This is a genomic window from Alishewanella sp. d11, from assembly GCF_049390205.1.
Lineage (GTDB): Bacteria > Pseudomonadota > Gammaproteobacteria > Enterobacterales > Alteromonadaceae > Alishewanella.
The window spans coordinates 2781660-2794906 of the sequence record NZ_CP186547.1 but is presented as its reverse complement, the minus strand read 5'-3'; the positions used below and the strand labels follow the sequence as shown (position 1 = coordinate 2794906).

The window sequence follows — 13247 nt, the reverse complement described above, 5'->3', positions numbered from 1 at the left end:
TAAACAGCAAGCGATGCAAACCTCTTGTTTTCTGCTCTAGGGAACCTTATAAAGGTCCTACCGTCAAAGCAAAGCTAATCAGTTTATGCCCACCTTATCAGTACTTTGCTCTAAAAGGTGTGGTTTTACATAAACTTGCAGTGTATAAATTACCCAATTCATTCTTAAAAAAGATAAAATATTATGGTTCAGGCATTTACATCACTAAAATCGTACCTAGATAGCCAAGTCATTGGCCAGCCAGCGCTGACTGAAGGTATCTTGCTAGCACTTCTTGCCAATGGTCACCTCTTAGTGGAAGGCCCACCAGGTTTAGCAAAAACGCGTGCTGTCAATGCTTTAGCACAAGGTGTTGAAGGGGAATTCCATCGTATCCAATTTACCCCTGACTTGCTGCCCGCTGATCTCACCGGTACCGATATTTACCGACCAGAAACCGGACAATTTGCTTTTCAATCTGGCCCACTTTTTCACAATATCATTCTGGCTGATGAAATTAACCGAGCCCCGGCTAAGGTGCAATCCGCTTTGTTAGAAGCGATGGCTGAGAAACAAGTGACGGTAGGACGAAATACTTACAAGCTACCTGAGTTATTTTTAGTCATGGCGACGCAAAATCCGCTGGAGCAAGAAGGCACCTATCCGCTACCGGAAGCGCAATTAGATCGTTTTTTACTGCATTTAAAAGTGGATTACCCAGACAGCAAAACCGAATTAGATATTTTGCGACTGACCCGCGCAGAAGCGCGCAATGATGCGAGTAGCACAGCACCGCGTATTAGCCAAAGCGATATTTTTGCGGCACGACAAGCGATTTTAAGGCTGCATCTGGCCGAGAGCCTAGAACATTATATTGTGCAGCTGATTATGGCTAGCCGCCAACCTGGCGCTTACAGTGCTAAATTAGCCAGTTGGATTGGTTATGGCGCCAGCCCACGTGCCACCATTGCGTTAGACCGCTGTGCTAGAGCGCGAGCCTGGTTAAATGGGCGAGATTTTGTCACTCCGGACGATATCCAAGCCGTCTTTCACAATGTGCTGCGCCACCGTTTAATTTTAACCTATGCTGCTGAAGCCGAGGGGATCAGTACCGATCAGGTACTAGATGAAATTTTGCAACAGGTTGCGGTTCCTTAATGAATAAACAACGTGCAGACGCCACTTTGGCTAAGCCCGCGGATCCTTTAGTGTGGTTACAAACCTTACAAAGCGATGGGGTGAACTTAGCATTGCCTGAGCTGCTGTGGTATCAACGCCATACACAGCTTTTAGATCTGCGTCCTACTATAGCGATTCAAAGTAAATTGGCGGGCACCTATTTGGCCAGAAGCAAAGGCCGGGGTATGGAGTTTGATGAGGTTCGCCATTACCAACCTGGCGACGATGTACGCGCTATTGATTGGCGCGTCACAGCTCGTACTGGCAAGGTGCACACCAAGTTGTTTCGGGAAGAAAAAGAGCGACCGGTGTTTATCTTAACCGACCTGAGCGCAAGCATGCAGTTTGGTTCAGCATTATTGCTTAAGTCAGTTCAGGCCGCCCATTTAGCCGCAGTGATCAGCTGGCATAGTAAAGCCCGAGGCGATAAGTTAGCGGGCTTGGTGTTTGGCCAGTATAGCCATCGCTTACTTAAACCAGCCAGCCGTACCCGTGGCGTATTACATTACCTGCAGGCATTGATTGATATCCAACAGCAAGCTAAAGACGCTGCACGGGATCCGCAGCCTTTATCGTTATCGACAGCACTTGCCGAGCTGCGACGTTTGCTGCGACCAGGTAGCTTATTATATATCTTGTCTGATTTTTCGCAGTTGGATCCGGAAAGCTTGCGTCATTTGCAGCTGATTGCTCAGCATAATGAAATTCATTGTTGTCAGCTATTTGATCCGCTAGAGCAACAACTCCCAAACGCAGCCCAAGGCATCGCACTGGTGCATGCTGCTGAGCAATCGGTGCAAGTCAGCTTAGGCGATCGCCAGCTGCAACAACGCTATCAGTTACAGCAACAACAGCTAAACCAGCAGCTACAGCTACAGTTACAACAACTAGGCTGTAAATTTGTCGCTTTTAGCAGTGCTGAACCCTTGGTTAGTCAGTTATCGAGACGCTATTATGGCCGCTGAACCTGATTTATTATCTTATCTCGCTGATATTATCGAGCCTGAACGGGTGATCCCCTGGCAGCCGGCTCTCGGGCATTGGCTGTTATTGGTGCTGGCGATACTCGCTCTGATGGTAGGCTGTGTGCTTGCTTATCGCCTTTGGCGCAATGATCGTCCTCGTAGATTAGCGCTAGCAGAGCTTAAGCAGATTAATTGGCAAGAACCGACCTCTATAGCGACCCTGAATCAGTTGCTGAAACGTTTATTGCAAAATTATCATCCACAGCATCCGCTATTAAGTGGTTCTACCCAGCTCTGGCAGCAGTTCTTACAAAGCTTGCTGCCTGCGACAATGCCTCTGCCGGATTTAGCGAGCTTACTGTATCAAGATCCGCGCACTAGCTCCGCGCAAACTAGAGAGCAATGGTGGCAGGCCTGCGCTTATATTATTACGCACTTTAATTCTAAAACCGGCGCAAATCGCGGCGCATTGCCCGCTGAAACTGCGCCACAGGCAGAGAAAACACATGCTTGATTTAGCTTACCCTTGGCTATTGCTGGCATTACCCTTGCCTTTGCTGCTGAAGAAAAAGCGTCAGCCTGCTGGCAGCGCGCTGCACTTACCGGCTTTGGCAAAATTGGGCAAGCCCGGTATCGCCAGCTCAGAACTACGCACGGTTGCCCCCTATCTGGCGGCACTTATTTGGATTTTATTGGTTTTTAGTGCCACCCAACCCCGTTGGCTAGATGAGCCAGTCAGTTTACCACAACCCGGTCGAGAATTGATGTTAGCTATTGATTTGTCTGGTTCGATGAATATTCCAGATATGCCATATACTACAGGCAATATCACCCGCCTTGAGGCGATGAAAATGGTATTGCGCGATTTTATTGCCGCCCGCGAGGGTGATCGCGTAGGGTTGATTTTATTTGCCGATGCCGCCTATCAACAAACACCCCTTACCTTTGATTTAGCGACAGTACAGCAGTTTTTAGAAGAGTCCGTAATAGGGTTAGTTGGCCAGCGAACGGCGATTGGCGAAGCTATTGGCTTGACCGTGAAACGACTTAATAGCTACGAAGCGACAAACAAGGTACTGATTTTACTAAGCGATGGTGCAAATAATGCGGGTGAGATACAACCGCTAGAAGCTTTAGCACTGGCTAAAGCCGCCGGTATTAAAATTTATACGGTAGGTTTAGGTGCAGAGCAAATGCTGCAACAAAGCTTGTTTGGACAACGCGTTATTAATCCATCACAGGATCTGGATGAACCTTTACTGATTCAATTGGCGACTGAAACAGGTGGTCAGTATTTTCGCGCTCGCAATCCGCAGGAACTTCGCAGCATCTATCAATTACTAGATCAATTAGAACCGATTGAAAGAGAAGAGCTGACGTTTCGTCCACAACGCAGCCTAGTGCATTGGCCTTTGGCATTAGCATTATTGTTGTCTTTTATCTTGGCCTGGCGTCAAATTAACTGGGCGGGAGTGTTTAAGCATGTTAGCTGATTTTCATTTGCTACGCCCATTTTGGCTATTGGCATTATTGCCGGTTGCAGTATTTTGGTGGCTGTTGTATTCGCACCGTCAGGATTTTAGTCCTTGGCAACAACTGATTGCCAATCACCTACAACCCATCGTACTGATTAGTCAGCAATTACAACATAAACAACCCTGGGCTATGCCTTTATTAGCTTTATGTTGGTTACTCAGTGTGCTGGCCTTAAGTGGCCCCACTTGGCAAAAATTACCCCAACCCGCGTTGACAGTGAAAAACGCCACGGTACTGATTATGGATATGTCTTTATCCATGCGCGCCACGGATATGGCACCCGATCGTTTAACGCAACAACGTTTTAAAGCCTTAGATTTTGTGGAAACCTTACGTGAAGGCGATTTAGCATTGATTAGCTTTGCAGCTGAAGCTTTTGTTATCTCACCACTGACCCCCGATCATAATAATATTCGTTTACAGATCCCGACGTTAAGACCCGAACTGATGCCCGCGCAGGGCTCGAATGTACTCTCTGCGTTGCAACTTGCCGCAAGTTTATTACAACAAGCCGGCTATCCCACTGGCGATGTCGTGCTGTTTACTGATGGGTTTGATAGCGATAGTTATCATGAAATCCAACAGTTGTTGAATAACTGGCCCTATCGTTTATCTATTTTAGCCTTAGGGCAAAGCGAAGGTGCAGTGGTTCGCTTAGAAAATGGCGAGCTATTAAAAAATCGACAAGGCGCGGTGGTGATTCCACGGGTGCCACTGCAGCAATTACAAGTGTTAGCGCGGCAAGGAGGCGGTGTTTTTCAAGCTGCCACCGCGGATAACCGCGATTTACAAGCTATAGCCGATAATCGACTGTCTAATAGCAATCAGCGTCAACCTGAACAACAGGTCTTTGCGGGTGATCAATGGCAAGATAATGCAGTGTATCTTGTTTGGCTACTGTTGCCCTTCGCGTTATGGTTAGCGCGCCGAGCGCCCATTTTGCTGCTGCTTCCCGCCTTATATTTACCCCAAGCAGATGCTCGCAGTTGGCAAAGTTTATGGCAAAGCAAAGAGCAGCAAGCTCAGCAGCACTATGCGCAACAAGAATTTGAGCAAGCGCAGCAAAAGTTTAGCGATCCTTTATGGCGCGGCAATGCGGCTTATCGTTCTGGTCAGTATGACCAAGCAGCGCAAGCATTCTGGCAAGCGCTCGAACAACAGCCCTCTGCCGCGGCTTGGCATAATTTAGGCAATGCACTGGCGATGCAGCAGCAATATCAGCAAGCACTGGATGCCTATCAGGAAGCCCTTAAACTGGATGAAAATAACGCGGCAGCAAAGGCTAATGCGGAGTTGATGCGTCAACTGCTGCAGCAACAGAATGAGCAACAGCAACAGCAAAGCGAACAACAAGGTGAGTCGTCTGAGCAACAATCCGCTGAGCAATCAGCAAGTGCAGAACAGCAAAAGAGTGCTGAACAACAGCAATCTGCGGCACAAAATAGCCCCTCTTCCCCTCAAAGTAGCACAGAGCAACAAACAGCAGAAAGCGAGCAGCAAACCGCCGAAGCGCAACAACAGCAGGCTTCTGCAAGCGCTGAGGAGACTGTAAATAAAGAAGAAGCTGAGCAAATGGCGCAACAGAAGCTTGTTGAACAAAACTGGCCAAATGCCACCCCTGAGCAGCAGCAGGAACTGGAAAACTTATTACGTAAAGTTCAAGATGACCCAGGTATTTTACTGCGGAATCGTATGCTACTTGAACATCAAAAACGTCGAACTCAACCGCCTTCAGGAGCCCGTCAGGAATGGTAAGCCCGCTGTTAAGATTTATCTGTTATGTACATCTTGTGCTTTTGCTCGGTATTAGTGTCCCCGTATTAGCTCTGAATAGCCTACACAGTCAGGTCGATAAAAATCCGGCGCTGGCGGGAGAAGCCATTACTTTAACAGTAACAGCGGATGCGCGTTTAGCCGCAGATGCGCTTAATTACCGTGAACTGGAACAATATTTTAGAGTAATGGCCCCCTCCATCAGCCAAAGTACTCAAGTTATCAATGGCGTAAGTGCACATAGTACGCGTTGGAGCTTTACCTTATTTCCATTGACCAGTGGCACCTTTACTATCCCCGCTTTCGAGATTAATGGGCAACGCTCAGAACCAATTGAGTTAAAGGTGCTGGCGGAAACGGCCAGTGCGAACAGTACAGATGGCTCACGCGAGCTCTTTGTCGAGGTAACGCTGAATGGCAGCAGCGAAATTTATGTCCAGCAAATGCTGTACTACGATGTAGTCATCTATTTTAGTGGTGATTTGCAAAGAGGTAATTTAACAGAACCACAGCTGGAAAGCGCAGAAATTCAGCGCGTTGGGCAAGATGTAGAAGGTTCAGCACTGGTGAATGGCGTGCGCTATCGCACCATCACCCGCCGTTATAGCATTACACCACAACGTAGTGGGAGTTTTACCATAGCACCGCCTTTATTTACGGGCGAAGTGGTAGTGCGCGATACTAACCGTTTTGATTATTTTGCCCGAAGTAAAACCGTAATGCAGGAAGCAAAGCCAATCACTATTGACGTTAAGCCCCAGCCGGCAGATTTTAATGGCAGCTGGCTAGTTGCAGGATTGGTTACTTTAACCGAAGAATGGCAACCAGCCAGCTTAGAGCTTAAGGTAGGCGAACCGGTCACGCGCATTATTACTTTGTCTGCGGTCGATGTCGCAAGTAGTCAATTACCGGATATTAATCAGCAATTACCTGAGCAACTGCGTTTTTATCAGGAGCAACCTCAGGCAAAAGGGGCTGAGCGAAGTAACCGGCTGGTAGCACAAAAAATCTTTACAACCGCCATTATTGCTAATGAATCAGGCGATTTGACGCTCCCCGAAATCCGTTTGCCTTGGTGGAATAGCCAAACGCAGACTCAAGAAGTAGCAGTACTGCCCGCTCGAACGCTGCAAGTTACTGGCGGCAATCTGGCAACAGCGCCTATTGCACTCGCCGAACCTAGTCTAGAGCAGGTACCAAACGTGAGCCCATGGCAATGGAACTATACCAGTACTGTACTATTGTGTTGCTGGCTATTCTCTGTAGCGCTGTTTGCGCTTAAAAGAACCGCGTCGGCTAAGGCTCAGGTTGCGCCAGTAGAGCACAGCCGAGTGCCTTTTGCTGATAAGCTATTACGGCAAGCCTGTAAAACCGCGGATGCCAAACTCGCTGCAGAGCAATTACTACTCTGGGGCAAGGCACAGTTTTCCCCGTCGGTAAAATCACTGGAACAATTAGCACAATTAGTCGGGGATCCTTTATTTACCTCTGAACTCCATAAGTTAGCTAAGCAATGTTATGGTAAACAGCAAGAACCTTGGCAAGGGATAACCTTATACCAAGTTTGGCGCAGCTGGCGTCCGGCAAAAGTGGACACAAAAAATAGCGGATTAAACCCTTTATACCCACTGTAACGCCTTGAGGTGCTGCTCTATAGCAGCACCTTTTCGTTAGAATACCCGACTTTTAAGATAACTCTGCGCAAAAGCACTGGCATCCCTGTGGTTGACTTGTTAGCATCTACTAACGATTTGACCTTTGCTGATGACTATTCATTTAACTACCACGTCAGCAAACGTCAACTCAGTATGTTGCTGATTGACCTTGTTTGCCACCGCACCAAAGGACACAACCGGTTAATTCGCCCCTATAACCTCTAACAATAACAGGAGCTAACACTGTGGAAACTGCCACGTTAATTTCGCTTGCCCTCTATTTTTTGGCCATGATTGGCATTGGTCTATACGCCTATAAAACGACGGATAACGATGTTTCAGGTTATATGTTGGGAGGCCGTAAATTAGGCCCAGGCGTTACGGCGCTGTCCGCTGGTGCCTCAGATATGAGCGGCTGGATGCTTATGGGTTTACCCGGTGCTATGTATATTTCAGGCCTTAGTAGCACTTGGATTGCCGTCGGCCTGCTGATTGGCGCCTATTTAAACTATTTAATTGTAGCGCCACGCTTAAGGGTCTATACCGAGCTAGCGCAAGATGCTATTACTCTTCCTGACTTCTTTGAGAAACGGTTTGAAGATAAAACGCGTTTATTACGGATGGTTTCCTCGCTGGTCATCGTGGTGTTCTTCACACTGTATACCTCGTCGGGCATAGTTGGCGGCGGGAAACTGTTCGAGAGTTCTTTTAATCTAGATTATGAATTAGGTCTGTATGTTACTGCGGGTGTGGTTGTCATTTATACGCTGATAGGCGGCTTTATGGCGGTCAGTCTCACCGATTTTGTGCAAGGCTGTTTGATGTTTTTGGCACTGGTGTTAGTGCCGATCGTCGCTATTCAGCACTTAGGTGGTATTACTGAAGTTAACCAAATTGTCACCCAGATTAATCCAGATTTGATGCACTGGGTGGGAGCGAGTTCAGCGCTAGCCATTATCTCCGCCTTAAGTTGGGGGCTTGGCTATTTTGGCCAGCCGCACATTATTGTCCGCTTTATGGCTATTCGTTCCGTCAAAGACATAAAAACCGCACGCCGCATTGGCATGAGTTGGATGTTAGTGACTATTGTGGGCGCGGTAATGACCGGCTTTGTTGGTATTGCGTATGTCGCCAAAACACAGATGACTTTGTCCGATCCAGAAACCATCTTTATTGTGTTTTCACAATTTCTGTTTCACCCATTAATCAGTGGCTTTTTACTTGCGGCCATCCTTGCGGCAATTATGAGTACTATTTCGTCACAATTATTAGTAACGTCTAGCTCTCTAACCGAAGATTTTTATAAAACCTTTATCAATCGCAGTGCTTCTCAAACAGAGCTGGTGGTTATTGGCCGGTTATCGGTGCTAATGGTTGCGCTTGTTGCTATTGGCTTAGCCTATGATCGTAATAGCTCAGTGTTACAATTAGTCAGTAATGCGTGGGCTGGCTTTGGTGCGGCCTTTGGTCCATTGATTATATTCAGTTTATATTGGAAACGTATGACCTTTGCTGGCGCATTAAGTGGTATTATTGTGGGCGCAGCAACGGTGCTATTTTGGATTTATGCCCCCATCAGCATCAATGAGCAACCGTTAAGCAGCCTGATGTACGAAATTGTGCCAGGCGTGTTGTTAAGCACCTTAGCCATTGTTGTAGTCAGCTTAGCTGGTAAAACCCCCAGCATAACGATGCAGCAATTATTTGATAAAATGCTGCTAAACTTAAAAGCGCAGCAGTAAGTTGGCACAATCGTAAGCTTTTAACTTAACTCATTGTTAAAAGCTTACTTGATTACGCTGGCGTTTAACCTCAGCGTTTTGCTACATTAAACCCAATTCATCGCAGTTCTTGTTGGAGAATCATCCTTTATGTTTTTTTATGCCGCCCGCCAACCTATTCTGGATCGTAACAAGGAGTTGTTCGGCTATGAGTTACTCTTTCGAGATGGCGTGGAGAATGCTTTTCCTAACATTGATGGTGATGAGGCTACCTCTAAAATGATCGAAGGCAGTCAATTTGCTTTTGGTCTTGAAGATTTTCTTGGCGATAAACCAGGGTTTATTAACTTCACTATCGAAACCATGGTGAAAAAATATCCATCCATGCTCCCTGCGGAACAAGTTATTGTAGAGATACTTGAAACCGTTCAACCCAGTAAAAGGTTGTTAGCTGAATGTATTGAGTTAAAAGCCCAAGGTTATACCTTAGCCTTGGATGACTATATCCATAAATCAGTTTGGCGGCATTTTTATCCTTACATTGATATGATTAAAATCGACTTCCGCAAAACAAGTCGGGCACAGATTGAAGAAATCAAACTGGTTTTAGCGGACTATCCGCATGTGCAACTTATTGCTGAAAAAGTCGAAACCAACGAAGAGTTTCAACAAGCGCTTGAACAAGGCTTTACCTATTTTCAGGGGTTCTTTTTTTCTAAACCAGAGATGATGCAGACACGAGCCTTATCACCCTCGCAACTTGCATTAGCAGAGCTATTGTATGAAACATCCAAAGCGGATATCGATTTAGTAAAAATCACAGAGGTCTTTAAACGCGATGTCACCCTTGCCTACAAATTACTGCGCTATAGCAATTCGGCTATTTTCAAAAGACGAGTTGAGGTTGACACCATTAAACATGCCCTTGTAGTACTAGGCCAAACAGAATTAAAGAAATTCCTAAGTTTGCTGTTTACTGCACAAATCAGCTCAGATAAACCCGCTGAGCTAATGCGACTTGCCATGACTCGAGCAAACTTTGCCGAAGGCTTAGCGTCAATTGGTAATATTGTTGCCTTAGATAAAGCGTTTTTAACAGGTATGATGTCATTAATGGATGCCATTCTGGATGAGCCGATTGAAAATGTTATGGCAAAACTGCCTTTGGCAAACGATATCAAAGAGGCGCTAATCGCTAAGACGGGTGTACTTGCCGATTTCATCAGACTCATTGAATGTTACGAAAATGCTAACTGGGATGAGGCGAATACTATTATTAAGCTGTTAGGACTTGATACCAAAAAAGTACCCGATGCTTATCATAAAGCCGTACAATGGGCTAACGAACAAATGAAAGCCTTAGGTGAGCTTGCCTAAGGCTTAAACTTTGTTAATCAAAACTTACATATTGAGCAATGCGGGCAGCTAATTTTTCGCCAATACCTTTTACTTTTGTCAGGTCGGCTTCACTCTTAATTGCCCCGTTTTGCGCAATATAATCAACCACTGCTTGCGCTTTAACTTGTCCTAAGCCAGGTACTGCAATCAATTGCTCAACACTGGCTTGATTCAGACGTAGTTTAGTACTGGCTTCTGCCGCCACTCGCGTCACTTCCTGGGTATTACTATTGGCTAAAGCATGATTAGCACATAACACCATAATGGCTAATGACATAGCGGCAAAGAATTGTTTCATCATTGTTTCCTCCAGAAACGGCTAGATAGCATGCTGCGATAATCGAGCAACAAGATCCTCCCCGGGATCGGCTATTACCGGCGTTAAACCCTGCAATACAGCAAGCATCTAAAACTATTATCAAACCGATCGTTTTAAATTTAGTTTTATTTTTTATTTTTGCAACTTTTTTGCAAATAATTTTATCAAAATTTATCATTGGTATTCAGCCGCAATTAAGCGATAAGTGACTATGCTGTTGATATTGTTGATTGCCGTCGGCAAGATATTTCAGTACATTACACAAATTGTACTTAGCAGCGAGTGGATGCTGGTTGATTAAGGCTGAAACAGACCTTTCTTGCTACATCCTTGGTGAACCTGTCTCAGTGGCGATTTGATGGCTAACTGCAGCTTCAGTGAAAAGTAAGTTGTACACTGAAATGGGGTGGAGACTATGTTGAGATTGATATCCGTACTAATTTGCAGTTTTATGCTGGTTGCTGCACCTTTACAAAGTTTTGCAGATGAAAAGAAGCCACCGGCGCGAGAGCAAAATCAGTCGAAAAATCGAGTCATTTCTAAAGAAATAGCGACTCAATTAGCGCAACAGCATTACCCTGGTAAGATATTAAAAGTGCAAAGTGAGCCACTACAATTCAAAGTTCGAGTGATGCAGGCTGACGGTAGAGTCGTTAATGTCGTGGTGGATGGTCAAAATGGCCGCGTCAAAAGGGAAGAATAGTGATGAGAGTATTAGTTGTTGAAGATGAAAGCTTGTTAGCGGATCAGATCAAGAATCAATTGTTACAACAACAATTTAGTGTGGATTTAGCGATCGACGGCGCTGATGGCTGGTTCAAAATTTCTGAATATCCCTACGATTTAGCGATTATAGACTTAGGTTTGCCGAAAATAGATGGGCTTAGCTTGATCCGTAAGGCAAGAAAACAAGAAATCAAAACCCCAATTATTATTCTTACGGCTCGGGGTAGCTGGCAAGAAAAAGTAGAAGGCTTGGATGCAGGAGCCGATGATTATCTTACTAAACCCTTTCATAACGAAGAATTATTAGCGCGCTGTAATGCGTTAATCCGCCGCGCAGCGGGCCAACCGGATCCAACATTGAACTCTGGCCCCATTTCCTTGAATAGCCGAACCCAGCAAGTGTGGTTGCGTGATGAGGAAGTTAACCTGACAGCTTATGAATACAAAGTTCTTGAGTACTTTATGCTTAATCCGGGTAAAGTGATTTCAAAAACCGAACTGACTGAACACATTTACGATCAGGATTTCGATTTAGACAGTAATGTTATAGAAGTCTTTGTACTACGCTTACGCAAAAAGCTGGATCCTGATGGCGATTTGAAACCGCTAGAAACACTGCGAGGCCGTGGCTATCGTTTTAATTTGACCGTTGAATAGGTACTCACAGTACATTAAATGAAAGTCATCCCTTTAAAATTACGGCAAGGGCTAGTGAGCGCAGTATTACTGCTGCTGCTGCTGCCCAGTTCGTTTATCGCGATAGAGCAAGCATTCCAGCAGCAACTTATTACCAATGCAGAACAAAAAATGGAAGTACATATGTACGCCATTCTATCAGAGCTGCATTTGACTGATGGAAAAATAGAACTAAATAACAATACGTTAGCGCCAGACTTTTATCGTCCAGATTCTGGCTTAAGCGCTTTTGTCAGCGATGGTCAGCAGTTGTTATGGCAGTCAGACTCGTCTTTAAATCAAGCTTTTGTCGTACCTGATATCCAACTGACACCCGGTCAGCATATTTTTTATGAAATGACTCAAGCTGATTCAGATTATCAGATCCTTAGCATTGCTTTTTTATTCGATTCGGGTGACAGCGCTTATCCGTTGGCCATCCATATTGTACAAGACCAAGCACTGTTGCTAGCTCCGCATCAAAGCTTTCGTTCAACCCTACTACGTTGGTTTTCAGGGATAGCCGTAGGCTTGTTGCTGCTGAGTATTTTAGCTTATTACTGGACAACTAAACCCCTGACCCGGCTTGACTATGAAATTCGTCAGCTAGAACGCGGTAAACAAGAACAGCTGAACGGCAAGTATCCTTCTGAACTAAAAGTGATTAAAGAAGATTTAAATTTGTTATTAGCCAGCCAAAACCGGCAAAAACTGCGCTATCGCAATCACCTTAGTGATTTAGCCCATGCCTTAAAAACCCCCGTGGCAGTGCTAAGAACATCGCCTTTAGCACAACAACCTGAACTAAAAGAACAAATAGATCGCATTACCGCTATGATTGAGCATCAGTTGAAAAAAGCCAGTAGCTCAGGTCAGGATATTTGGAAGAAACAAACCGCACTGCTGCCTTTAGCAGAAAAGCTTATTAATGCCTTGCGAAAAATCTATCGTGATAAGGACTGCGTGATTGAGCTTAGCTGTGCTGAGGAGGCTTTTTTTCGTGGCGACGAAACCGATATGATGGAAATGTTGGGTAACCTGCTCGATAATGCCTGTAAAGCCTGCCATAAAAAAGTACGCGTAAGGGTTGAACAGCATCCACTGAAATTAATTATTGAAGATGATGGCCCTGGCATCCCCCCCACGCAACGACAAGAGTTATTTCAGCGAGGGATCCGGCTTGATACCTATGCTGACGGCCATGGTGTTGGCTTATCGATAGTAGCAGAATTGATCAACTCCTATTCTGGCACTATTACTATCGGTGACAGTGAACTGGGTGGAGCCCAGTTTACCCTCACCTTTTTAGACGAGGTGTAAT

12 protein-coding genes are annotated in these 13247 nt (G+C 45.4%); 11 read left to right on the top strand and 1 reads right to left on the bottom strand.

The window, feature by feature from the left end; all coding sequences use genetic code 11:
• Window positions 1-183 precede the first annotated feature (183 nt).
• The 8 genes from ACO1PK_RS12735 to ACO1PK_RS12700 all read left to right on the top strand — a co-directional run bounded on the left by ACO1PK_RS12735 (window position 184) and on the right by ACO1PK_RS12700 (window position 10185).
• Window positions 184-1137, top strand: coding sequence for an AAA family ATPase (locus ACO1PK_RS12735; protein ID WP_423185983.1), 954 nt, complete (start codon window positions 184-186; stop codon window positions 1135-1137).
• Window positions 1137-2123 (top strand): DUF58 domain-containing protein, encoded by a 987-nt coding sequence (locus ACO1PK_RS12730; protein WP_423185982.1) that lies wholly within the window; start codon window positions 1137-1139, stop codon window positions 2121-2123. Before ACO1PK_RS12735 ends, ACO1PK_RS12730 begins: the two co-directional genes overlap by 1 nt.
• Window positions 2113-2637, top strand: a complete 525-nt coding sequence (locus ACO1PK_RS12725; protein WP_423185981.1) for a DUF4381 domain-containing protein — start codon at window positions 2113-2115, stop codon at window positions 2635-2637. The genes ACO1PK_RS12730 and ACO1PK_RS12725 overlap by 11 nt, the downstream gene beginning before the upstream one ends.
• Entirely contained in the window at window positions 2630-3616 is a 987-nt protein-coding gene (locus ACO1PK_RS12720; RefSeq protein ID WP_423185980.1) for a vWA domain-containing protein, read from the top strand. Before ACO1PK_RS12725 ends, ACO1PK_RS12720 begins: the two co-directional genes overlap by 8 nt.
• Window positions 3606-5414: a VWA domain-containing protein gene (locus ACO1PK_RS12715; protein WP_423185979.1), complete on the top strand. Its 1809-nt coding sequence runs from the start codon at window positions 3606-3608 to the stop codon at window positions 5412-5414. Before ACO1PK_RS12720 ends, ACO1PK_RS12715 begins: the two co-directional genes overlap by 11 nt.
• On the top strand, window positions 5408-7066 hold the full coding sequence (locus tag ACO1PK_RS12710; RefSeq protein ID WP_423185978.1) for a BatD family protein: 1659 nt from the start codon (window positions 5408-5410) through the stop codon (window positions 7064-7066). The genes ACO1PK_RS12715 and ACO1PK_RS12710 overlap by 7 nt, the downstream gene beginning before the upstream one ends.
• A 266-nt stretch (window positions 7067-7332) precedes the next feature.
• Complete coding sequence (gene putP / locus ACO1PK_RS12705; RefSeq protein WP_423185977.1) at window positions 7333-8829, top strand: sodium/proline symporter PutP; 1497 nt, start codon at window positions 7333-7335, stop codon at window positions 8827-8829.
• Between the two features lie 129 nt (window positions 8830-8958).
• Complete coding sequence (locus ACO1PK_RS12700) at window positions 8959-10185, top strand: EAL and HDOD domain-containing protein (protein WP_423185976.1); 1227 nt, start codon at window positions 8959-8961, stop codon at window positions 10183-10185.
• A gap of 13 nt (window positions 10186-10198) precedes the next feature.
• Here the strand turns inward: ACO1PK_RS12700 and ACO1PK_RS12695 are convergent, their stop codons facing one another.
• On the bottom strand, window positions 10199-10507 hold the full coding sequence (locus ACO1PK_RS12695; protein WP_423185975.1) for a ComEA family DNA-binding protein: 309 nt from the start codon (window positions 10505-10507) through the stop codon (window positions 10199-10201).
• Window positions 10508-10940: 433 nt separating this feature from the next.
• On the opposite strand from ACO1PK_RS12695, the gene ACO1PK_RS12690 reads away from it, so the two are divergent.
• From ACO1PK_RS12690 to ACO1PK_RS12680, 3 genes are read left to right on the top strand one after another with little or no spacing between them, the layout of a single operon-like run.
• The gene (locus ACO1PK_RS12690) at window positions 10941-11228 is read left to right on the top strand and encodes a PepSY domain-containing protein (protein ID WP_423185974.1); all 288 of its coding nucleotides are present in this window, start codon (window positions 10941-10943) and stop codon (window positions 11226-11228) included.
• 2 nt (window positions 11229-11230) lie between these two features.
• Window positions 11231-11908, top strand: coding sequence for a response regulator transcription factor (locus ACO1PK_RS12685; protein WP_423185973.1), 678 nt, complete (start codon window positions 11231-11233; stop codon window positions 11906-11908).
• Between the two features lie 18 nt (window positions 11909-11926).
• A complete protein-coding gene (locus ACO1PK_RS12680; RefSeq protein WP_423185972.1) occupies window positions 11927-13246 on the top strand; it encodes an ATP-binding protein in 1320 nt (439 codons plus the stop codon).
• The last annotated feature ends 1 nt before the right edge of the window (window position 13247 follow it).